The organism is Halorhabdus sp. SVX81, from assembly GCF_029207715.1.
In the GTDB taxonomy this organism is placed as follows: Archaea; Halobacteriota; Halobacteria; order Halobacteriales; family Haloarculaceae; genus Halorhabdus.
The window spans coordinates 379446-402239 of record NZ_CP104322.1 but is presented as its reverse complement, the minus strand read 5'-3'; the positions used below and the strand labels follow the sequence as shown (position 1 = coordinate 402239).

The 22794-nt window shown below is 62.0% G+C and carries 23 protein-coding genes and 1 pseudogene; 17 read left to right on the top strand and 7 right to left on the bottom strand.

The window, feature by feature from the left end; genetic code table 11:
• Positions 1-50: 50 nt before the first annotated feature.
• Together SVXhr_RS01950 and SVXhr_RS01945 are read right to left on the bottom strand one after the other, a co-directional pair.
• Positions 51-338, bottom strand: coding sequence for a hypothetical protein (locus SVXhr_RS01950; RefSeq protein ID WP_275738983.1), 288 nt, complete (start codon positions 336-338; stop codon positions 51-53).
• A gap of 14 nt (positions 339-352) precedes the next feature.
• A complete protein-coding gene (locus SVXhr_RS01945; RefSeq protein ID WP_275738982.1) occupies positions 353-880 on the bottom strand; it encodes a DoxX family protein in 528 nt (175 codons plus the stop codon).
• 441 nt (positions 881-1321) lie between these two features.
• Here SVXhr_RS01945 and SVXhr_RS01940 point away from each other — a divergent pair, with 441 nt between their 5' ends.
• Positions 1322-1870: an NUDIX hydrolase gene (locus SVXhr_RS01940; protein WP_275738981.1), complete on the top strand. Its 549-nt coding sequence runs from the start codon at positions 1322-1324 to the stop codon at positions 1868-1870.
• Between the two features lie 22 nt (positions 1871-1892).
• Here the strand turns inward: SVXhr_RS01940 and SVXhr_RS01935 are convergent, their stop codons facing one another.
• On the bottom strand, positions 1893-3071 hold the full coding sequence (locus SVXhr_RS01935; protein WP_275738980.1) for an aspartate kinase: 1179 nt from the start codon (positions 3069-3071) through the stop codon (positions 1893-1895).
• Positions 3072-3328: 257 nt separating this feature from the next.
• Between SVXhr_RS01935 and SVXhr_RS01930 the strand changes: the two genes are divergently transcribed.
• Positions 3329-5104 carry an ABC transporter substrate-binding protein gene (locus SVXhr_RS01930; RefSeq protein WP_275738979.1) on the top strand — a complete coding sequence of 592 codons (1776 nt, stop codon included), beginning with the start codon at positions 3329-3331 and terminating at the stop codon, positions 5102-5104.
• Entirely contained in the window at positions 5101-5892 is a 792-nt protein-coding gene (locus tag SVXhr_RS01925) for a phosphatase PAP2 family protein (protein WP_275738978.1), read from the top strand. The genes SVXhr_RS01930 and SVXhr_RS01925 overlap by 4 nt, the downstream gene beginning before the upstream one ends.
• Positions 5893-6145: 253 nt before the next feature.
• On the opposite strand, the gene SVXhr_RS01920 is transcribed toward SVXhr_RS01925, so the two are convergent.
• Entirely contained in the window at positions 6146-7186 is a 1041-nt protein-coding gene (locus SVXhr_RS01920) for a radical SAM protein (protein ID WP_275738977.1), read from the bottom strand.
• Positions 7187-7409: 223 nt separating this feature from the next.
• Between SVXhr_RS01920 and SVXhr_RS01915 the strand changes: the two genes are divergently transcribed.
• Positions 7410-7565, top strand: a complete 156-nt coding sequence (locus SVXhr_RS01915) for a rubrerythrin-like domain-containing protein (protein WP_275738976.1) — start codon at positions 7410-7412, stop codon at positions 7563-7565.
• Between the two features lie 141 nt (positions 7566-7706).
• Entirely contained in the window at positions 7707-9398 is a 1692-nt protein-coding gene (locus tag SVXhr_RS01910; protein WP_275738975.1) for a VWA domain-containing protein, read from the top strand.
• 48 nt (positions 9399-9446) lie between these two features.
• On the opposite strand, the gene SVXhr_RS01905 is transcribed toward SVXhr_RS01910, so the two are convergent.
• Positions 9447-10478, bottom strand: coding sequence for a methyltransferase domain-containing protein (locus SVXhr_RS01905; protein WP_275740853.1), 1032 nt, complete (start codon positions 10476-10478; stop codon positions 9447-9449).
• Between the two features lie 214 nt (positions 10479-10692).
• Between SVXhr_RS01905 and SVXhr_RS01900 the strand changes: the two genes are divergently transcribed.
• From SVXhr_RS01900 to SVXhr_RS01850, 11 genes are all read left to right on the top strand, one after another.
• Positions 10693-11253: a TATA-box-binding protein gene (locus tag SVXhr_RS01900; RefSeq protein WP_015789000.1), complete on the top strand. Its 561-nt coding sequence runs from the start codon at positions 10693-10695 to the stop codon at positions 11251-11253.
• 34 nt (positions 11254-11287) lie between these two features.
• Positions 11288-11740, top strand: a complete 453-nt coding sequence (locus SVXhr_RS01895; protein WP_275738974.1) for a hypothetical protein — start codon at positions 11288-11290, stop codon at positions 11738-11740.
• Positions 11741-11905: 165 nt separating this feature from the next.
• Positions 11906-12817: an FAD-dependent oxidoreductase gene (locus SVXhr_RS01890; protein WP_275738973.1), complete on the top strand. Its 912-nt coding sequence runs from the start codon at positions 11906-11908 to the stop codon at positions 12815-12817.
• Between the two features lie 341 nt (positions 12818-13158).
• The gene (locus SVXhr_RS01885) at positions 13159-13290 is read left to right on the top strand and encodes a hypothetical protein (protein ID WP_275738972.1); all 132 of its coding nucleotides are present in this window, start codon (positions 13159-13161) and stop codon (positions 13288-13290) included.
• Positions 13291-13389: 99 nt separating this feature from the next.
• Positions 13390-14346, top strand: a complete 957-nt coding sequence (locus tag SVXhr_RS01880) for a succinylglutamate desuccinylase/aspartoacylase family protein (protein ID WP_275738971.1) — start codon at positions 13390-13392, stop codon at positions 14344-14346.
• Between the two features lie 83 nt (positions 14347-14429).
• Positions 14430-15932, top strand: coding sequence for a PQQ-binding-like beta-propeller repeat protein (locus SVXhr_RS01875; RefSeq protein WP_275738970.1), 1503 nt, complete (start codon positions 14430-14432; stop codon positions 15930-15932).
• 102 nt (positions 15933-16034) lie between these two features.
• Positions 16035-16340 (top strand): putative quinol monooxygenase, encoded by a 306-nt coding sequence (locus SVXhr_RS01870; RefSeq protein ID WP_015789006.1) that lies wholly within the window; start codon positions 16035-16037, stop codon positions 16338-16340.
• A gap of 47 nt (positions 16341-16387) precedes the next feature.
• The gene (locus tag SVXhr_RS01865) at positions 16388-16969 is read left to right on the top strand and encodes a hypothetical protein (RefSeq protein ID WP_275738969.1); all 582 of its coding nucleotides are present in this window, start codon (positions 16388-16390) and stop codon (positions 16967-16969) included.
• A gap of 103 nt (positions 16970-17072) precedes the next feature.
• On the top strand, positions 17073-18173 hold the full coding sequence (locus SVXhr_RS01860; RefSeq protein WP_275738968.1) for a DoxX family protein: 1101 nt from the start codon (positions 17073-17075) through the stop codon (positions 18171-18173).
• 93 nt (positions 18174-18266) lie between these two features.
• Positions 18267-19328 (top strand): threonine synthase, encoded by a 1062-nt coding sequence (locus SVXhr_RS01855; protein ID WP_275738967.1) that lies wholly within the window; start codon positions 18267-18269, stop codon positions 19326-19328.
• 87 nt (positions 19329-19415) lie between these two features.
• Positions 19416-20825, top strand: coding sequence for a signal recognition particle protein Srp54 (locus tag SVXhr_RS01850; RefSeq protein WP_275738966.1), 1410 nt, complete (start codon positions 19416-19418; stop codon positions 20823-20825).
• Between the two features lie 76 nt (positions 20826-20901).
• Here SVXhr_RS01850 and SVXhr_RS01845 read toward each other — a convergent pair whose 3' ends face one another.
• Positions 20902-21216 (bottom strand): hypothetical protein, encoded by a 315-nt coding sequence (locus tag SVXhr_RS01845; protein WP_275738965.1) that lies wholly within the window; start codon positions 21214-21216, stop codon positions 20902-20904.
• Between the two features lie 94 nt (positions 21217-21310).
• Between SVXhr_RS01845 and SVXhr_RS01840 the strand changes: the two are divergent.
• Positions 21311-21529, top strand: a pseudogene (locus SVXhr_RS01840) (hypothetical protein); the annotation flags it as partial.
• Between the two features lie 31 nt (positions 21530-21560).
• On the opposite strand, the gene SVXhr_RS01835 reads toward SVXhr_RS01840, so the two are convergent.
• Positions 21561-21881: a hypothetical protein gene (locus SVXhr_RS01835; RefSeq protein WP_275738964.1), complete on the bottom strand. Its 321-nt coding sequence runs from the start codon at positions 21879-21881 to the stop codon at positions 21561-21563.
• Positions 21882-22794 lie beyond the last annotated feature (913 nt).

The following is a 22794-nucleotide window of genomic DNA, read 5'->3' as shown; positions in this document are numbered from 1 at the left end:
TCCTTCGGTCCGCCTAGATTTGCCGGAAAAGAGATCGAAATACAGCGGCGTTACTCGAGGTGTTGCTTGGTCGCGAACGCGTAGATCGCGAACACGCCGAGGACGACCAGGCCGAGTGTCAACAGGAGCCCGCGAATGTAGGGACCGAACGTCGCAGCCTCGTTGACCACGATCATCGATCGCCCACCTTCGACGACCTCCCGAACTGGATTGTACGGGCTGCCGGTGATCACTTCGATGAGGCCCATCACGAAGACACTCACAAGGAGGAGCCCTCCGCCAACGGCCATCGCGATCTGGTCAGCCAGCGTTTCGTCGGTTGCTGTGTTAGTTGCCATATTTTGTCACCTCCTTAGCCGAGCAGGTACCGCAGTCGGGGATACTTTTGGACGATGTCCAGCCGTTCGAGGTATGCATCGATACCCCACACGCGACCGGCAGCCAGCACGATCAGCGTGATGAACAACAGCAGCCCCATCAGGTCGCTGTTAACCATACTGTGGGCGAACCCACGGTTGGTGGTCACAAAGAACATCATCAGGAACGCGCCGAAAAAGGACGCGAGCCTGACGAGACACCCGACCAGCAGGCCAAGTCCGATCAGGGTCTCGCCGACCGGGATCCAGAACTGGACAAGCCCATAGGGAATCCCGGACTGGAAGAGGTTCATGATCGGCGAGAGAACCAGCCCCTCCTGGGCGACGAACCAACTGGCGTTGTATGAGACGCCACTCTCAAGCACCTTCGTGATGCCTGCGTGGAAGAACCACCACCCGACGACCACTCGCAACAGGAACGTCCAGTAGGCCAACCACCTACCGTCTATCTCGTACGATACATCCGTCCCGAACAGCGTTGTGTCCACCTCGGTATTTACCATTGCTGCCTTCCTCCAGCCACATATTCGCTGATAAGGTATATTAAAGGAGGGGTGATTTTCAGTTCTTGATAGCTTCTGAAGAGTATATTAGCCCACCCAAATTCTTGTGTTAAGGTGTATTTTAGAATGTATGATGGCTATATCCAAAAGTGATAATCCATATGTCTACGAAGATAGTACATTCTGTTACAACGACCACATGGAGAATATATTCGCCTGGTTGCGGTTTGGTACCACTACAACCGGGTTGAGTGAACTGGCCCCCAGTAAATATAGTCTTTTTTATATAATGGCCAACCATGATTTTTCGGCGCACCACGGAATCCTGGATCGAGAGCGTCGGCGATGTCCTGCATGAAGCGCCTTCCTGCCGTGTCGCTCTCAGAAGGGGGCATCCCCGGGGCCGTGACAGTTTATATCCGTGGTACGTAACCCGAGTATATGTCCGAGGAGTCACTCGCCTGGGAGACGCTATCGAGCGAGACCACCTACACCTGCGAGGGGTTCGACGTCATCACAGAGACGGTCCGACTGCCGGACGGCACCGAGACCGAGTTCGACTATCTGTCGGAGGGCGAAAGCGTCGTGATCCTGCCACTGACACCGGACGATGAGGTGGTCGTTATCGAAGAATGGCGACAGCCTGTCCGGCGGGTCAACTACGGGCTGCCGGCTGGCAGCGTCGAGCCCGACGACGAGGACCTCCGGACGGCAGTCGCCCGCGAACTCAAAGAAGAGACTGGGTACGAAGCCGGGACGATTGACCACCTGACGACCGTCGAACCCGCCAACGGGTTCTCGGACGCCGTCTTTCACTATGTCCTCGCCGAGGACTGTACGCCGACTGGCGAGCAGGACCTCGATTACAACGAGTCGATTCAGGTCACGACGACGACCGTCGAATCCCTCCGCGGGGCGGCCCGGGACGACGAGTTACGCGACGGCCGGACGCTGCTCGGCGTGTTGTACTACGAGTTGTTCGGGCAGTGAAACGTGGCAACCCGGCGCGGACTCAAAGGGCGTCTTGAACCAGTTCGAGTGCCTGTTCGCGATCGTCCCAGGGGACGAAGACGGCGATCGATGTCGCGCTCGTGATCACGTCCAGCAGGTTGATGTGGGCTTCCGAGACGGGATCGATGACCTGTTTGACCGCACCCGGCTGATCCGGTAGCTCCCCGCCGGTCACGCGGATGACGGCGACGTCCTGGATGACCGTGATACTCGAGAGGACGTCGGCGTCGACGACTTCGTCGTGCAGGATAGCTTCGGCCGTCTCTGCCACCTCGGTGTCGAGATAGAAGGTGATCGAGTCCATCCCGCTGGAGACGGCCTCGACGTTGATGCCTTCGTCGGCGAGAGCGTTCGTAAGCTGGGCGAGAATCCCCGACTGGTTGCGGATCGCCCGGCCCGCGACGGTCAGACAGCACAGTCGGTTTTCCTGGAGATCGATGAGTTTCTGGAACTCGCCCTCGATCGAGGTCCCGCCCTTCAGCAGATTGTCGTGCTGATAGTGAACGACGCGGACGTCCATGTTGCCGTCCTTGTACGAGAGGGCGCTCGGTGCGACGACCTCCGCGCCCCGAAAGGAGAGGTTCCGGAGTTCGTCGACGGAGATCTCGCCCACGTTGCGAGCGCCCTCGACGACCCGCGGATCGCCGGTCATGACGCCCTCGACGTCGGTGACGATGACGACCTCGTCTGCATCCATGTACTTCCCGAGCATCACCGCGGTCGTGTCACTACCCCCACGGCCCAGCGTGGTGACGTTCCCGCTGTGGTCTTCGGCCAGGAACCCGGTGAGAACCGGTACGACGTCTTTCAACTGGCCAGCGAGGGCGTGGGCACGCTGTGTCGTTTCGTCGACGTCGACCTCACCGTACTCGTCGGTGATGATCGGCCAGTCCTCGCTGCCCGGTTCGAGAAAGGCCGCACTGATCCCGCGGGCCGACAGTGCCCCCTTGAGCATCCGAACGGAGGTCCGTTCGCCCATGCTGACGATTTCGGCCTGATCGGCCTCGTCGGCCTCGTACTCGATTTCCTCCAGCAGATGGTCCGTCGTCGACCCCATCGCGCTGGCCACGACGGCGACTTCGTGCCCCTGCTCGACGACAGCGGCGATCGAGTCGGCCGCTCGTTCGATCCGATCACCGCTACCCAGACTCGTCCCGCCGAACTTGACTACGACGCGCATACTATCACCGTGCCCCGGGTTCCATGGCTCATCGTGGGTCGTCATTAGCCCCCGAGCGAATAACTGCTTTCATTCGTCGATGTCTACACGGGTCCCCGACGGTATACAGATCGATATAGGGCGGCAAAACGTGGACGGTCCGGACGCTGGCGGTGTCTGCCCTACTGACAATCGCTATGTCGATTCGGCGGGAACGAACGCAAAGACGCCACAGTTATGTAACGTAACGTAGAACCATATAGTAATCCTCCGCTTCCATGGACTCTTCGGATGTGTCCCCCACCCTCTCGCGTCGGAAACTGCTGGGCGGCGTCGGATTCGGCGCGGCCGTTGGCAGTGCCGGCTGTCTCCAGTACGCCCGGAGTCTGACCAACCGGGACAGCCCCGAGCAGGTCTCGGTGACGATCAAGACAGTCCCGGCAGACGACGACGAAGCGGCCGTCCAGATCGCGCGTCGCCTCCAGAAACACATGACGACGGCCGGGATCGACGCTTCGATCGAGTTGGTAGCAAATACGGAGTTGCTCCGCGATATCCTCTTGAACCAGTCCTTTGACGTCTACGTGGGCCAATATCCACCACAGCACGACCCCGACTTCCTTCGGCCCGCGTTGCACTCACGGTTCGTCACCGAGCAGGGGTGGCAAAACCCCTTCGGGATCTCCGACCTCGGACTCGACGAGCGGTTGGTCGATCAGCGATCAACGACAACGGATGACCGACAACGTGCCGTGACGTCGGCCACAGAGGCCGTCGGGGAGATCCAGCCGTTCGCCATGGCGTGTTTCCCCAAGGACATCACTGTGGTCCGGACCGACCGGTTCGACAACTGGTCTGTGGACGGGCTCGACAGGCCGATCAACTATCTGGCCGTCGATCGCCCTGCAGACGCTCCGAGCGAGGATCCAACGACGCTCAGGGTCGTATTGACGGACGACCGCATCACGAAGAACTGCAACCCCATCGCGGTCGAGTACCGTGGACCCAACACGCTGACCGAGCTCCTCTATGATCCACTCGCCCGACGGCAGGGCAGCGAGATCAGGCCGTGGTTGGCCACCGACGTGACGTGGCGACGGACTGCGGACCTGGGCGTGACGGCGACCGTCACCCTCCGGGAAGGACTGTCCTGGCACGACGGGCAGAACCTGACGGCAGCCGATGTCGTCTTCACGTATCGGTTTCTCGATAACACGAGCCTGGGGACAGGGGACATGCCCGTGCACTCGCCCCGATTCCGGGGCCGAACGTCGCTGGTCGAGTCGGTCGAGCGTCTCGACGACCGGACCGTGCGGTTCGGGTTCGGCGACACTGTCGAGACAGTCGCAGCCCGTGCGCTGACGGTCCCGATGCTTCCGTCCCACGTCTGGCAGGAAAAGACCGGAGAGACGAACATCGCCGGGATCGACATCTCGGAAGGCATCACGCAGGCACTGGTCTGGGCAAACACCGACCCGGTCGGAAGCGGTCCGTTACAGTTCGAGTCACGAACGCCGGGAGAGCAAGTCGTTTTCTCGCGGTTCGACGAGCACTTTCTGGTCGGTGGCGGTCCGGACCGATTCACGATCCCGTACGAGCGATTCGACGTCCGGATCGCGCCGTCGGACGCGGCGGCAGTCTCACTCGTCACCGACGGGACGGTCGATGCAACCGGCAGTCCCGTCCATCCGAAGGTTCTCGACAGCGTGGCCGACAGCGACTCGATCGAGACCTACATGACGGACTCACGGTCGTTCTATCACGTGGGATTCAACGCACGGCGTGAGCCATTCGGCAACGTTCGCTTCCGGCAGGCGGTCGCTCGACTCCTCGATTCCGAGTACATCGCCTCGACAGTGTTCGAGGGCTACGCCACACCAGCGGCGACGCCGCTTGCCGGAACGGCCTGGGAACCGACGGAGTTCGAATGGGACGGCGACGATCCGTTCGTTCCGTTCGCCGGATCGGATGGTGAGATCGACGTGTCCGAAGCCAGGGACGCGTTCCGCGAAGCAGGGTACACCTACGACGACGACGGGCGGTTGCGCGGATGACGGTCCCGATCACACTGCTGGGCATGGTGATAGCCGTCACCGTCGTGTTGGTAAGCGTCACGACGGCAGTCGTCATCGGGTGGCGACGATTCACCCGACTTCGGACCGACTATCGCTCGATAGCACGGAACGCCATCCCCTCGCTTGCATTACTCGGCGGCGTGCTCGCCATCAACAGTGTCGTCCGGGAAGTCGGCGTGGAAGTCTCCTGGCTCATCGGCTGGAACATCACTGGCGATATCTACGCGATCGAGGGGAACCTCGTCCCGGCGATCCAATCGCTCGCCCACCCGTGGCTGACGACGTACTTCTCGCTGATCTACGTCTATGGATACGTCTTCGTGCTGGTGTTCCCGCTCGTGGCGTATCTCGTTCTCGACGACATGGAATGGTTCCGGACGGCGGCGATAGCCTACGCGCTCAACTACGCGATCGGGCTTTGCTTGTACCTCGTCTTCATCGCCTATGGCCCACGAAACCTGCTCCCGGACCTCACGGAGCCACTCCTGTATACGAACTGGCCGAGTTCGCAGTTTCTCGTAAGTGAAGTGAACGCCAACACCAACGTCTTCCCGTCGTTGCACACGTCCCTGTCGGTGACTGTGATCGCCCTGGCGTACCGGACCCGCCGTGTCTATCCTCGATGGCTCCCGATCGCGACGCTCGTCGGCGGCAGCGTCGTGATCTCGACGATGTACCTGGCCATCCACTGGGGAACCGACGTCGTCGCCGGCGCTATCCTCGGCGTGGGCTGTGTCTGGCTCGCTCGACGGATCGTTCGACGCTGACGGCGGGGCCCGGCCCCGACCTCGAGCCGTCGTACCTACTCGGCTCGAACAGACTGGGCCGACTCAGTCCCATCGATCGATCCGTCAGGAAGCGGCGTCCGCTCGACCACCGTCCCAGTCCCACCTTTTCGTCCTCGGGTAGCCGCGCTTCGCTTGGCTACCGCGTGGCGGTGGAACCGCCACGGCTCCCGGTTGCGGGCCGACGGCCCGCAACCCGCTCGTCGCAAAAGCTGGGTCAAAACTACCACGGATCTCACGCCGTTCGATCCGGGCGAACCGCCTCACTTCGCTCGGCGGAGACTTCCGGAAGCGGCGTCCGCTCGACCACTGTCCCGTCGACGGTCGGATACTGCTCGACGATCTCGCCCTCCGCGATATCGCCCTCCTCGATCATCTCCTCTAAGAGCCACCACGCCATCTCGACGTGCTCGGATTTCTCGACGTAGTACTCCGCGGGGACGCCGAGTTCGTCGAGGCGATCGGCCTCGACCCAGGCCTTGCCGTAAACCAGGGTACCGTCGTCGGTGGTTTCGTCGAAGGGACGACGGACGTTCTTGGCCATCCGCTTGAGCCGATTACGATGTTGGGCAGCGTCTTTGAACACCGACGTACAGAAGTAGACTTTCGGGTGTTTGGCCATCGAATCGAGCACGTCGTGGCTCCCCTCGACGGCGCTCATGTGGTCCTCCTTCAGGTCGAAGCCCTGCTGTTGCATCCGGCGGTAGTTGCCCTGGCTCATCTCGAACTCGTTGACGTTGACGAATTCGGCGGCCCCCTCTTCGACGAAGGTGACGAACTCGTCCTCCGGACGGATACCGGGAATCTCGAAGGCCGGCGTGAGCCCTTCCTCGCGGGCGATATAGAGAATATCCTCCCACTCGGTGCCGTGGAGGTCACCCCACATGTCCAGGGGCGGGTGGAACCGAATCTCGTCCAGACCGGCCGCCGCCAGTCGGCGCATGTTCTCGCGCCCCCCGGTGATACCGGTGTAGAGATGGATGTGGTGGTCCTCGCCGAACTCGTCTTTGAGCAGGGAGATATACCGGCAGGTGCGGTCCATGACCTCCTGGGGTTCGCCGCCGGTCAGCGACGAGCCCAGCGCGTCCATGCGCTTGGCCTCCTCGATGAGGTCCTGATCGTCCTCGACCTTGCGCTCGTTTGCGTAGACGTCGGTGACGTTCTTGCGGTTCTCGCCGAGCGGACAGTAAAAGCAGTCGCGCTGGTCGCAGTAGCCGTAGACAAAGATCACCATCTTCCCGCCCTTGGCACACTGCTCGCAGCCCTCTGAAATCATTGCGTGAAACCGTATACCCGACTCACGACTAAAAGCCGTGCGGCTTGTGCAAGCCCGTCCGGTTACTCCTGTTGTGTCCAACGCAAACCGCCTGCGTCGCCCGATCGCCGGGACTAACTGGGAGTGAGTATCGTGGGGTGACCCACACGAAACACCATGTGTATATATGCCATTATATTCCTCGTACGATTAATACTTAAGAATAGCGGCCGGACATGTTACGATGCCACACAATCAGGACGTCGAGGACGACACCGCGGACGTGACCTCGCAGTTCGAGTGCATGGGGTGTGGGACGATCGTCGAGGCCGAGACCCACCCCGGCGAGTGTGCAGACTGTGGCGGCGAATTCCAGAACCGGGCGAAGTCCCTCGAATAGGGACGGTCGAGTGAGCGACCCGGTCGGGTGGGGGAATGGCCCGCCCATCGAGTCACCGGCATGCTCGTCGCTACGGCCGATAATCAAACAGCCGCTTGACCGTTCAGCGTATTAATATAAACGGCGACAGTAACGACGGACATGGCTCACAGCAGGCGACAGTACCTCCGGCTGTGTGCGGCCAGTACCGGTGGATTGCTTGCCGGCTGTGCCGGACTGCTGGGTGACGAGGATCGGGAATCCGACGCGGTCGACGACTGGCAGTACGACCCGGCCGAGCGGACCGACGGCCTGAACGCGAGTAGCGGGGCCGGTGTCCAATTGAGTGCCAACGCGGAAAGTGCCGATCTCGGGCTTTCCGCCGGCGGCGCGAGCAACGTCGCGGACTTCCGGCGCAACGTCGAGGAAGGGTACCTGCCACTCCCCGACAGCCTTCCGGTCGAGGGACTGTTCTACAACTACTACTTCGACACTGGCGGGACAGGTGAGTGCTCGTCGCTGTTCTGTCCCTCATACGCGACGGCGATCACGGCGGACCCGCTGGGCGACTCGACGGACCGCTATGTCACGGTCGGACTCAACTCGACGCTGGATACGTCGACCTTCGAACGCAAGCGGCTCGACGTCGTGATCGTCCTGGACATCTCGGGGTCGATGGGGTCACAGTTCGACCAGTACTACTACGATCGCTTCGGGAACAGACACACCGTCGAGGAGGGAGACAGCCGGACGAAGATGGCCGTCGCCAAGGACGCCCTCGTTGCGTTGACTGAACAACTCGAACCCGACGATCGGGTGGGAGTCGTCCTGTTCAACAACGAGGCGACCGTCGCCAAGCCACTCCGGGACGTCGAGACGACCGACATGGACGCGATCCGTGGGCACATCCGCGAGGACGTCCAGGCCGGCGGCGGGACGAACATCGCCGAGGGCATGGCCGAGGCCGCCGACATGTTCGGCGAGTACGCCGACGCTGACCCCACGGAAGCCGAGACCAGACAGATCGTCGTCACCGACGCGATGCCGAACACCGGCCAGACTGACGATCAAGCCCTGCAGGATCGCCTCGCGGGCTACGCCGAAGACGGGATCCACACGAGTTTCGTCGGCGTCGGCGTCGACTTCAACCCGGAACTCGTCGACGAGATCACCGCCGTCCGCGGCGCGAACTACCGATCGGTCCACTCCGCCGAGAACTTCGAGACGTATCTCGGCGAGGAGTTCGAGTACATGGTGACGCCGCTCGTGTACGATCTCTCGGTAGAACTCGACGCTGCGGACGCCGAAATCGCGAAGGTCTACGGCTCGACAGCCGCCGAGGACGCGACCGACGAACTGCTTTCAGTGAACACGCTGTTCCCGTCCCCGAAATCGGACGGGAAGACGCGCGGCGGCGTGGTGCTGGTCAAACTCGACGGGGAAGCCAGCGGGGACATGACGTTGCGGGCGTCCTGGGAGGATCGATCGGGGTCGGCGGACGAGACGACGCGGACCATCGAGTTCCCGGAAGAGTCGCCGGAATATTTCGCAAACACGGGAATCCGCAAGGCGATCCTGCTGGCCCGGTACGCCGACCTCCTGAAGAACTGGATGGTCAACGAACGTGATCCCGACCGAGTCACGGTCACGGCCGAGGATGAGATCGAGGTGCCACCGGAAGACCTGCCGCTCGGCGAGTGGGAACAGCAGTCCCAGCCGCTGGCGGTCTCTTCGCCCTACGAGTCCCGGATCGAACGGTTCCGGGGGTACTTTGAGGGGGAAGCTGATTCGATCGGTGACGACGATCTCATCCAGGAACTCGACATGATGAGGAAGATACTCCAGGCGGCATGATTGGGGAAACGGGGAAGCACTCTCGGCGGCAGCCAGGGCTTGACGGACTTACCCGCGATCGAGCACGTGAACGAACCGGTCGAGCGAGCGGTGGACGCGACGCTGGAACTGTGCCGAGACGCTCCAGCCAGCCTCGCGGGCGACGTCAGCCCAGGGGCGATCCCCGACGACGACGGCCCGGGGCGCGACCCGACGGGCTTGCCCGAGTGCATCTTCGAGTAGCACAGCCAGCGAGTCCGCCGACACCTTGGTCTGTCGCCCGTACGGCGCATCGACGACGACGGCATCGAACGCATCGGTCCCGAATGGAAGCCGCCTGGCGTCGCCCCGGCAGACAAGGAACTCGTCAGCCCCTGCAGCCACGAGATTCTCGCGCGTCCCCTGAACCATCTTCTCCAGGGCATCGACGCCGACGACCGCCGAGCCGACCCGCGTCGCTTCCAGCAGGAGGCCGCCAGTCCCGCACATCGGATCGAGCACGCGCGCGCCGGGCCGTGCGCCGGCAACGTTGACCAGTGCTCGGGCGAGGGCGGGATCCATGCTCCCCGGCTGGAAGAACGGGCGATCGGTCGGCGCGCGATCGGTGAAGTCCCGCTCCGGTTCGACCGCGAGCCAGCCGAGTGCGCAGAGTCCGTCCTCGCCAGCATCAGGCGCGATTTCGATACCGTCGCCGTCCCACTCAGTTGTCGAGGGCGGGCCGGCGAACACCGCCCGGAGTTCGTGGTCGGGATCGTCGAGGTCGACCGCGAACCCGCGCTCGACAAGTATCGAACCGAGCGCGCGCTCGACGGCCTGCGTGCTCACGCCCGTCGCGCCGCGGACGTCCCGCGCTCGCACCGCGACCGACCCCGAGCGGTCGATGCTGGCTGCCTCCACCAGTGCGCGAGCGCTCGCAAGGTCCGGTGCAGCCGTCCCGAGCAACTCGTTCACCCGGTGGGTCAGCGCCAGCTGTGACACCCGGTCGGTGATCCCGCGGGCAGTCGCGACACCCCCGCCGCGGACGGTGACCCGACTGGCAGCGCTCGCGGCCTCGTAGGCGGCGAAGGCGTCGTCGGTGCCGGCGAGTTCCAGCAGGTACACGCGTCTCAGCAACAGGGCTCGATGCTTGGTTCTGGCGATCGATCGCTCCGACCGGTTCGGTCCTGAGGGAGGCGACCGAAATGAACGTCTTAGCGTGCTTACCCGGAATCCCGCCCGTCCGCCCCTAAAACCCCCCATACCCCGAATATAGGGATACTTATAAACGTTAAATACCAACCTTTATAAGCCTTAAATACGATTTATAGTTCGAGTCATGGTTGACCCCAAGGAAACAATCAACATCGAAAACGTCGTCGCCTCAACCGGTATCGGTCAGGAGCTCGATCTCCAGAGCGTGGCGATGGACCTCGAAGGGGCCGATTACGACCCCGAGCAGTTCCCCGGCCTCGTCTATCGGACCCAGGAACCCAAGTCGGCGGCGCTGATCTTCCGATCGGGCAAGATCGTCTGTACCGGCGCAAAGAGTACCGACGACGTCCACGAGAGTCTCCGGATCGTGTTCGGGAAGCTCCGTGACCTGGAGATTCAGGTCGACGAGGACCCCGAGATCGTCGTCCAGAACATCGTCACCTCGGCCGATCTGGGCCGGAATCTCAACCTGAACGCGATCGCGATCGGGCTGGGCCTGGAGAACATCGAGTACGAACCCGAGCAGTTCCCCGGTCTCGTCTACCGGCTGGACGACCCCGACGTCGTCGCACTCCTCTTTGGCTCCGGAAAGCTCGTCATCACCGGCGGCAAGGAACCCGACGACGCCAAGAAGGCCGTCGACAAGATCGTCTCCCGGCTCGAGGAACTCGGCCTCCTCGAATAACAACGCACAAACGACTGCGACCGGAATCGCGAGTATGTGGACGCTCTCCCCGTCTTTCTCTCTCGCTGCGATCGACGCGCCAGCGGTGTCACTCGCATCGATCCCGTTGCAGGGCGGGCCATTCAGTAGCACCCTCGTCCTATTGGTCGCAACCTTCGTCGGGGCGTGGGTGTTCTACGCCGTGACACTCCACCTCGCAGCGACGTTCTTTATCGGCGAGGTCCGCTCCCAGCGGGCCGCCTACGCCGGCGCGGTCCCGGCGGTTGTCTCGCTGCTGCTCCAGCGCTACGGCGTGGCGAGCGTCGGCTTCGTCTCCCCCGAGTTGGGTGTCGGGATCGTCGTCGTCGCGACCGTTCTCGCCGACGCCGTCGCGATCTCGACGGTCTATGACCTGCCTCGACCCGCGACGGCCGCGCTGACGCTGCTGCACGTCGCCTTCGCCACGGTGCTCGGGATCGCGCTGGCGAATCTCTTCGGGATGGTGTGAGAGCGGATCGGCTTTGATTGCTGTTTGCATACAATATTGAACACTCGCCGGTTGTTCTCTGAAACCACAAAACCCCGAAATACATGAGGATCTATGCAGAATTCGGCGATGGGTTCGCCCGAACCGAGCCGTTTATGGGCAGCGGTATTGTACTATCAATACACAATGGCAGACGTAGCGATCATCGGTGGCGGTCCGGCTGGATTGGCCGCAGCCGTCTATACAGCACGCGCAGATCAGGAAACGCTCGTCTTCGACAAGGGCGGCGGCACGACCAGGGATGTCGACTGGATGGAGAACGTCTACGGGTTCCCGGAGGGCGCGAGCGGCCCCGAGCTCGTCGACGTGGGCCAGGAACAGGCGACGAAGTTCGGCGCGGCGATCGTCGAGGAGGAGGTCGTCCAGGTCGGCGAGGACGGCGACGGCTACCGCATCGAGACCGAAGTCGACGAGTATGCGGTCAAAGGCATCATCCTCGCGACCGGCGCGTCCTACGAGACGCCGGCGATCCCCCACGTCGACGACTACGAGGGCGGCGGCGTCTCCTACTGTGTCGAGTGTGACGCCTTCTTCTATCGCGACAAGCCGGTCGCGGTCGTCGGCGCGGGCAACTACGCCGCAAAGGAGGCGATGATGCTGCTGGATTACACCGACGACGTGCGCGTGCTCACCAACGGCAACGCTATCGACATGGACGACGCGCTGCTCGACCAGCTCGAGGGCGAGGGCATTCCGGTCATCGAGGAACCGGTCGATCACATCGTCGGCGACGAGGTCGTCGAGGGTGTCGAACTCGACTCGGGCGAGCAACTCGACGTCGAAGGCGTCTTCATCGCGCTCGGCGCGGCGGGCGGGACCGACATCGCCGACATGCTGGGCATCGCGCGGGACGGCTCGTACCTCGACGTCGACGAGGACCAATACACGGGCGTCGACCGCGTCTACGCTGCCGGCGACCTGACTGGCGGCCAGCGCCAGGTCAACGTCTCCGTCGGCGAGGGGACGACGGCGGCGATCAACCTACTGGAGGACTTCCGCGGCGGCGAGTACATCGACTACAAGAAAATCGAAGCCTGAGACGGCCGATTTACGGGACACTCAATATAAGCTGAGAACGAAAACGAGGGAGTGTGGTTACAGCAAGAATATAGTTAGCGCTTATTTTTTCTTCTATCCAATACATCTTCAAATACTATTGTGATAGAATAGATCATTGATATATAGAACATGATTAGTGTGAGAGTACGAAGAACAGCTGTCTCACCTGTTGAAGCGAGCTCAGCCAGAATCAATCCTAACAGGGCGATTATCACTGCCTCGCTTGTATTTCTCATACCCAGATTGATTGTTGCATGTGTATTAATTTACTGATCCCTAACACAACTACGTCCAATTCGAAAAGTCTCAGCTGTCATGGCATGGAATTCGAAATCACCGGCGTCCAACGTCAAGTCAACGTCTCGGTCGGCGAGGGGACGACGGCGGGGATCAACCTGCTGGAGGACTTCCGCGGCGGCGAGTACGTCGATTACAAGAAAATCGAAGCCTGAGACGGCCGATCGTGGCCTGATTCTGCGAGCGGTCTCCAAAGCGTGCATCCCACGCCGGAGACAGCACACTAAAGGCCGTTCCCCTTCGCAGTTCCCCCAATGACGAGTCTGGGCACGGCGAGCGCCGATCCCGGCGAGGTCGCCACCGGGCGACTGTACGTCGGCGAGACACGGGACGGGAGTGACGTCGGGTTGCCGGTGGCGGTCGTCAACGGAACAGAAGACGGGAAGACACTGTATCTGCAGGCCGCCAGTGACGGCGACGAACTCAACGGCGTCGGTGTGATCCAGCGGCTGGTCCCGCGACTCGATCCGACGGAGATCAGCGGGACGATCCTGATCGTCGGGATCGTCAACTACCACGCCTTCCAGGTGGCCGAGCACCGCAACCCGATCGACGACACGAAGATGAACCGGGCCTACCCCGGCGAGGAAACGGGGACGACCAGCGAGCGCATCGCCGCAGCGACGTTCGAGGCGGCGATGCGGGCCGACCTCGTTGTTGACCTCCACCAGGGTTCGACCAGCCGGATGATCGATGAGACGCGCGTCCGATGTGGCACCCGCCACCGGTTGCACGACGAGTGTCTCGAACTCGCGAAGGCCTTCGACTGCGGGACCGTCCTCGACAAGAAGGGCCCGGACGGCCAACTCGCGCGGGCCGCCCCAGACGACGGCGTCCCGACGATCGATCCGGAACTCGGCGGGGCGGTCGGGTTCGACGACGAGTCGATCAGGATCGGCGTTACAGGCGTCCGGAACGTGCTCAGACACTACGACTTTCTCGACGGTGAGGCCCCGATGGAACCCCAGACCAGAGCGAGTTCCTTCGACCAGTACGGCGCGCCGGCGGGCGGACTCCTCGACTTCGAGCCCGATCTGGGCGAGCGGGTCGATCGCGGCGAGACGCTGTTCACCGTCACCGACGTCTTCGGGACGGTCAAAGAGCGGGTGACCGCCGACTCGACGGGCATCTTCTGGCGGACGCGCCGACTCCCACAGGTCGCGAGCGGCGAGTACGTCTGTTCTGTCGGCACCGACATCGACTCGTACTGACGCGCTGGTTCGGTCCCGAATTGTGACCGGATAGTGTGGCCAGAGTGAGAACTATTATATGGCGCACTGTCAAATCCACCAACATGAACAGACGGCAGTTCGGCCTGGCGAGTATCGGGGCACTAACAACGTCCCTAGCCGGCTGTGGACAGCTCGACGCCGTGCTGGGGGGCAATACTAGCGACGGGGGCGAGAACTGGGGTGCCTATAGGGGAGACGTGGCTCGGACAGGCCGGATCGCTGCTGAGGAGGGGCCCGGCGAGTCGCTGTCGTTCGCCTGGCAGTTGCGGTACGAGGACATCGCCGAAGAAGTCGAAGACATCGACCTCTCGAATGGGCTCGTCATGGGAACGCATTCGACGTGGCCACTGCTCGCCGATGACCTGCTTATCTGGGGAGTGCAGTTCCAGAGCAGGAACAATGAGAGACCAGGCGAGACGTATATGACACACCGTCGTTTGGTCGCAACAGACACGTCCGGAGCGATCAAGTGGTCCCGAGAATTGCCTGTGTTAGCGAACGGTAACGCAGTGCCGTATTTTGGCCACCGGATCGACGACGGGCAGATCTACCAGCCAACTGTCCCAGCGGACTATCGACGTGACGCCACCGACGCCGAAGGTGAAACCGCGCCACGCGATTCATTGGGCGTCACCGTCCTCGATCCGGAAACCGGTGAGACCGAGCGCGAACTCGATCTCGGACTGTCGTCTGCAGGGAATATGATCGTTGACGACGGCAGGATCTTCGTCGAGATATCCGTGGACGACACCGATGAGCGTGGACTATACGCGTTCGACGCCGAATCCGGTGTCGAGAAGTGGGCCGTCGACACGATGGTTGAAACAACGGCACCGTTTGGTTCGCTCGCCGGAGACACCATCATCTATGCCAGGGAGACGGAAGAAGATGAGCCAACCGACCTTCTCGCCCGAAATATCGACGACGGGGACCTCGCGTGGGACACGCCGCTCGATATTTCAGGACCCCATCTCGAACCCGTGAGCGATCCCCTCGGGTTCACGCTACCGACGATCGCTGAGGACATCTATACTGCCGGCTCCCGGCAGGGGAGCGGTGGGTGGATGTCTCCGCTCGTCGCCCTCGACACTGAGGATGGGGCGGAACGATCCCGATACAGACCACCGGGGATCGAGGGTGAAAACCACCCGTATCTTGAATTATCCGACGTAACCGAGCAAAACGTCGACGAACTGCCCCCGGCCTCGGGTGTTTATGGCATGCCCCTCCCGATGGACGATCTCGTCGTCGCGACGGGCTATGGCGCGTTCGGGGGAAACGACGACCCCGAGACCTTCCATTGTTTTGCTATCGAAGACGGTTCGCTTGCCTGGTCGGTCGAGATCGGCGAGACGATCGGAATTCCCGTCGCTGCCGGGGACGTTATTTATGATACCTCGACACCGGGCGTGAAAGCGATTTCGACCGAGGGGGATGTCCTCGATTCGGTCAACTACGCGGAACACAACGTATCGATATCCTGGTCGGCAACCCCCAACCCACCAGCAATCGGCAACGGACTGCTGTACGTCCCAGTCGGCGATGGGATCATTGCGATCGAATAGCGTCGGCGGCCCGGACGCCCGCATCCGTCCGCAGTGGCGACCGGCTTCCCCCGCTTCGACAGGACTTACATCGCCAGGGGTCGAACCACGCGAGGAAGCCACATGATCGTACTTCACGCGTCGTTCCCGATCAAGCCCGAGAAACGAGAGCAAGCCATCGAACTCACCGACGACCTCGTCGAGGGGTCGAACCAGGAGGACGGCACCATCGAGTACCGGGCCACGGTCGACCTTCAAGATGAGAACGTGATCCGGTTCATCGAGCGCTACGAGGACGCCGAAGCGCTGGAGGCCCACACCCAGACCGACCATTACCAGGCCTTCGGCGAACACCTGCCGGATCTGCTGGACGGCGAACCCGAGGTGCTGCGCTTCGATGTCGAGTCGATGGAAGCACTCGACGTATAGGGCGACAATCACGAGATTTATTTTTCCCGGGTCAGTGTCACGACACTGTGAGTGACGTGGGTGGGGGAACACCAATGGCCTTCGGCGATCCGCTTGAACCGCTCAGCACCGTCTCCGGGATTGAACCGTTCCAGCTCCTCGGGGGCGGAACCATCATCGCGGTGTGTCTGGTGCCGTTTCTGCTCGCGTTCGCCCCGAAGTGGACGGCGGACGCAACCCGGACTGCCAGAACAAGTACACTGCTCTCGTTCGGTGTCGGAATCGTCGGCGCAGTCGGCTACGCGATTCCCTTGCTGACCCTGGTAGCATTTGGTGTGTACAGTCAGTTCCGGGCGCTGAGTTGGCTGGTCACGTTCACCATCCAGGCGTGTTTCGTCCTCGTGAGCGACGCGGTCGCGATCCTGGCACTCGGCAAGACGATCAGTCACCGATCGGGGCGTCTCACGACCTGGCTCGGTGTCCTCGTGGGTGCGACCACTCTCGTCGGTCTGTCGGCCGTGCCAATACTGGGGCCGACCGTGGTCGGCGTCGTCGCTATCGTCGGCTTCGGTGCGAGCCTCAGACGAACGTTCGGGAGCGGCGTCACCACGGAATCAAACCGACCGATCCCACCACGGCGGCGACTGTGACGGCGACAGCTGTCGAGACGGATCGACGATCGAAACGTGACCCCGTGCCGACACGAAATTCCGGGAGGCCAAGGATATTACTCCTCTCGGCCCTAGGTTTCCTATGCCAACAGCTTCGGATCGGACACTCCTTACACTCCTGCTCGCAGGAGTCTCATCAGTCGGTTTTGCTGGCCAAGCAAGTGCGCATGTCAAGTACGTCACCGACGAGGATAGTACCGGGAGCGCGGCTGAGCTCTTCGCCGCCGTGTTCAGTGACCCAGCAAGCGTCGCCTTGCTGGCCGGTGGCGCACTGGGTGCGGGGTTGCTCCTCGCCGGTTACTTCCGGTTTTCGCGACTGGTGCCGGATATCGCCGTCGCCAGCCGGACGTTGCAGTCCTACCGGCCGTACCTGCCCTGGATGCTCCGGCTGACGGTCGGTCTGCCCCTCGTGGGGGCCGGTTTCGCCGGCTACCTCTTCACGCCGAGTCTGCCGGTCGAGGCACGCCTCCTCCAGGTCGCGATCGGGTTTTTGCTCCTGTTTGGACTGGCGACGCGATTGGTCGCCGCCGCGGGGCTGGTCATCTATCTCGGCTTGCTCGCCACTGACAGTACACTCCTGCTGGCCAGCGAGTACATCGCGGGCTTTCTGGCCATCATGATCGTCGGTGCCGGCCAGCCCAGCGCGGACATGCTGCTTCGGCGGTTGGTCGTCACCGAGGGGACGCTCGCGAGTCGCGCCCGCGGACTGCCCACGCCCGCGGAGATGATCGCCAAAGTGGGGATCGACAAGTTACCGGTTGCCCCCCTGTTGCGGCTGTTCGTCGGGGTGAACTTCATGTTTCTCGGTATCACACAGAAGTGGCTCAACCCGGCGGGTGGCATCGCAGTGGTCGAGAAGTACAACCTCACGGCGGTCGTACCGGTGTCCCCGGAGCTGTGGGTGTTCGGTGCCGGATTGGTCGAGGCCGCGGTCGGCGTTGCGTTCATCCTGGGGCTGTTCACCAGAGGGACCGCCGCCGTCGGGTTCCTGATGTTGACGACGACGCTGTTCGGGCTGCCCGACGACCCCGTGCTGGCTCACATCACGCTGTTCGGGCTGCTCTCGGCACTGCTGGTCGTCGGAAGCGGCCGGTACTCGCTGGACGCGTCGCTCGTCCCCGCGATCCGGCGTCGGCTCGACCCGGACTGGGAACGCCGAACCGACCACGCTGCGGCCGACTGAGCACCGAGGGCCTGAGGCGACTGCATCCCGAGCGACACTGGGCGAGAGAATCACGAGCGACAGATCCGTCATCCCGGGGCCGAAAGAACGCTCATGGAGCGCGTCTGTACTGACTGCGGACGGACGTACCCACTCGAGGGTCCCTGGCGATGTGCATGCGGGAGTCCGCTCGACCTGCGGGGGCTCCCCGACCTGCCCGCACAGCCGCCCGAGATCGACCGCGACAGCGGTCTGTGGGCCTGTGAAGGCTTCCTGCCCGTCGAGCCACTGGTGACGCTCGGCGAAGGGTGGACCCCGCTGATCGACGCCGAGGCGACTGGCCTCCAGTACAAACTCGAACACCTGTTTCCGACGGGGAGCTTCAAGGATCGCGGCGCGGCGGTCGTGCTCTCCCACGCCCTCGAACGCGGGGCCGGGCGGGTGGTCGAAGACTCCTCGGGCAATGCGGGGCTGGCGATCGCGACATACGCGGCCCGTGCCGGCATTGACGCCGAGATCTTCGTGCCAAGCGACGCCAAACCGGGGAAACTTCGGGCGATCGAACGGACGGGAGCCGCCCTGCGGCAGGTCGAGGGCGACCGAGCGGACGTGACCCAGGCCTGCATCGACGCGGTCGAGGCAGGGGACGGCTACTACGCCAGCCACGCCTGGGAGCCACTATTTCTGGTCGGGACGGCGACGTTCGCGCTCGAAGTCGCGGCCCAGCGCGGCTGGGAAGCCCCCGACGCCGTGGTGACGCCACTGGGTCACGGGACGCTGTTTCTGGGCGCATCTCGCGGGTTCGATCGCCTGCAGCGTGCCGGCTGGATCGACGACGTGCCGCGACTCTTCGGCGTCCAGGCCAGCGGCGTCGCACCGATCGCCGCGGCCCGCGGGAACGATCGCGACGCCGGCCGGAACGACTTCGCCGACGGCATCCAGATCGCCGAGCCGGTCCGACGGGGCGGGATCCTCGACGCGATCGAAGCGAGTGGCGGCGACGCAATCGCCGTCACGGCCGCCGAGACCGAGCAGGCCCACGATCGACTTGCCCGGTGTGGACTCGGGGTCGAGCCGACCAGCGCGACGGCGGTCGCCGGGCTGGAGCGGCTCCGCGAGCAGGGGGCAATTGGCGAAGATGACGACGTCGTCGTCCCACTCACCGGCGACAATTGAGCCCGGGCGGCGTCCGCGAAATCAAAGGGCAGCCCGAGCACGGCCGACAAAAAGGCTTTACCGCCGTCATCGCCTACCGAGGGACAAATGGTACTCGACGATCTGGGATCGTCCCTGCGGGGGGCACTCGACGGCCTCCGGGGGAAGTCCCGCATCAGCGAGGAGGACGTCCAGGCGGTCGTCAAGGAGATCCAGCGATCGCTGCTCCAGGCCGACGTCGACGTCGACCTGGTGATGGACCTCTCCGACAGCATCGAGACCCGCGCCCTGGAGGAGGAGCCGCCGGCCGGTACCTCCGCGCGGGACTGGGTACTGCGCATCGTCTACGAGGAACTCGTCGACCTGGTCGGCGAATCGACCGAGCTCCCCCTGGAACCCCAGACGATCGTCTTGGCGGGCCTCCAGGGGTCGGGGAAGACCACCTCCGCGGCGAAGATCGCCTGGTGGTTCTCGAAAAAGGGGCTCCGTCCCGCAGTCATCCAGACCGACACCTGGCGGCCCGGGGCCTACGAACAGGCCGAGGAGATGGCCGAGCGAGCGGAGGTCGACTTCTACGGCGATCCCGACGAGGACGACGCGGTCAAGATCGCCCGCGATGGACTCGAAGCGACTGATGACGCCGACGTCCAGATCGTCGACACGGCAGGCCGACACGCGCTGGAAGACGGGCTTATCGACGAACTCGAAGACATCGAATCGGTCGCCGACCCGGACCACAACCTGCTGGTGCTCGACGCCGCGATCGGCCAGGAAGCCAAAGAACAGGCCAGCCGCTTCGAGGACGCGGTCGGCATCGACGGCGTCGTGATCACCAAACTCGACGGGACGGCCAAGGGTGGCGGTGCCCTCGTCGCCGTCAACGAGACCGACTCGACGATTGCCTTCCTGGGCACCGGCGAGACGGTCAAGGACGTCGAGCGCTTCGAGCCCTCCGGGTTCATCTCCCGGCTGCTCGGGATGGGTGACCTCCAGCAACTCACGGAACGCGTCGAACGCGCGATGGAGGAAACCCAGGCCGAAGAAGGGGACTGGGGTCCGGAGGACATGCTCGATGGCGAGTTCACCCTCAAGGACATGCGCAAGCAGATGGAGGCGATGAACAAGATGGGGCCGCTGGATCAGGTCATGGACATGATCCCCGGTCTGGGCGGCGGGATGATGGATCAGTTGCCCGACGACGCCATGGACGTCACCCAGGAGCGCATGCGTGACTTCGAGGTCATCATGGACTCGATGACCGAGGCCGAACTCGAGAACCCGCGCCAGATCGGCCGCAGCCGGACCGAACGCATCGCGCGTGGCTCCGGCAAACCCGAGGAGCGGATCCGGGAACTCTTAGAGCAGCACAAAATGATGGACCGCACCCTCAACCAGTTCCAGGGCATGGGCGACGCCGACATGGAGCGCATGATGAAGCAGATGGAGGGCGGCGACATGGGGGACATGGGCGATATGGGCGGCATGGGTGGCATGGGCGGCGGGCCCTTCGGGGACTGATCGAGAACAGGCGGAAAGCAGCTATTGTGAACAGTAACCCCGTGATGTGCCGGAGATCGAACGTTCAACGGGCCTGTTATAGATACACGTCGTACGCTTTGATCGCAGTAGTCGTTGCTACGGCAGCGACGGCTCCAGCGACTACTGTCTCTTCGTAGAGCGCGATGAGCATACCGAGAATAAGTACCATCGTGATTGGAAATTCAACCACTACAGGACGATCCTCCACGAAGTCGAAAATGAAGTATACCACGATGCCAGTGCCAATACCGACGACGAATACGCCCCAGTCCAGGTAGAAACCATGTGTATACCAAGAGACTACTGCTGCTATTACTATCACGAAGAACGCTACAACGTCTTCCCAGCCGTCAGCATGCAGCGAATCCATATTCATATATTTACCGACGGTGAAATTTTCTGTCCTTGTCACTTAGGAATGCTGGATCCTTGAAGCAGGAGATTCCTGTTTACGCGTGAGATTGGGGAAAACCAAGGACTACATCCGGGAACTCCTCGAACAGCACAAGATGATGGACCGCACCCTCAATCAGTTCCAAGGCATGGGCGATGCAGATATGGAACGCACGATGAAACAGATTGATCAAGGCGACATGGGCGGGGGCGGCATGGGCGGACTCGGACCCTTCGGACTGATCAAGAACAGGCGGAAAGCAGCCATTTTGAGCGGTTCGTCCCTGTGAGGTGCCAAATGTCTGGCCTGAAACAGAGTGCCTACGAGAGATATACCTCGTATACTTTGATCGTTGTTGTCGTTGTGCAGGCAGCAACGACCCCCGCAATTAACGTTTCTTCATAGAGTGCTATGAGCAGTAAGAGAACGAACACCATCGTGATCGGAAATGCAACAACAGGGTGATCCTCTTCGAATGTGGTGATAAGATACAGTACGACACCTGCACCGATGCCAGAAACGACTACGATCCAGTTCACGTAGAATCCACGTGTATACCAGATAGCTACTCCTGAAAGTGTCCCTACGAGCAAGAATACAATGTCTCCCCATCCATCGGCACGAAGTGATTTCAGATCCATATTTATTATTTAAATGAGTGTGGTTTGCTTATACATTTCTCTTCTCAGATACCTATACAATTATAGTTGTAGTCTCTGACCTCCGACATATAGTGACAATCTGAACATAATTTGGTGCTAGTACCCTAGATGACCATTGTAGTCTAGCTCTCCTATCTTCCCCATATCGTCGTAATCAGCGCTCCAATCCCCGGCGAGACCCATTGCGATAGTGGGACTGGTATTCAAGCCAAAATAGTTCGTTTCGTCTTGATCCCAGTAAGCTACCGATAGTTCTGCCTTGTTCGGGATCATGTCCACATTGATGAGTTGATCAATCGCTGCAGTGAGCCCCGAGCAGAGCCCTGATGCTGCGAGCCCACTGAGGCCTCCTGTCGGAACCGACCCGGCGGCACCAGCTGCGTAGCAAACACATCCTGCAAGACTCGCGATTCCGATACTGGAGCAAGAGAAGATGATGGAGCGGACGCGCAGCCAGTCCCAGGGAATGGGCGACGCCGACAGGAACGCATGATGAAGCAGATGGAGGGCGGCGAAATGGGGGGTGGGCCTGACGGGCCGCTCGGAGACTGATCGAGAACAGGCGGAAAGCAGCCATTGTGAACAGTAACTCCTGTGAGGTGCCGAAGATCGAACGTTCAACGGGCCTGTTATAGATACACGTCGTACGCTTTGATCGCAGTAGTCGTTGTCGACAGAGCAACGACCCCAGCGAATAATGAATCTTGTTGCATCGCTAGAACCACCACGAAAATAAACGACATCGTGAGCAGAAATCCAGACACACGGTTTTCTTCTGCGAATTCAATGATGAAATACCATACTACACCTGCACCAATGCCTCCACCGAATACGATCCAGTTCAAATACAGGCCTTCTAAGTACCAGACACATACTAGTACTATTGTCGTCA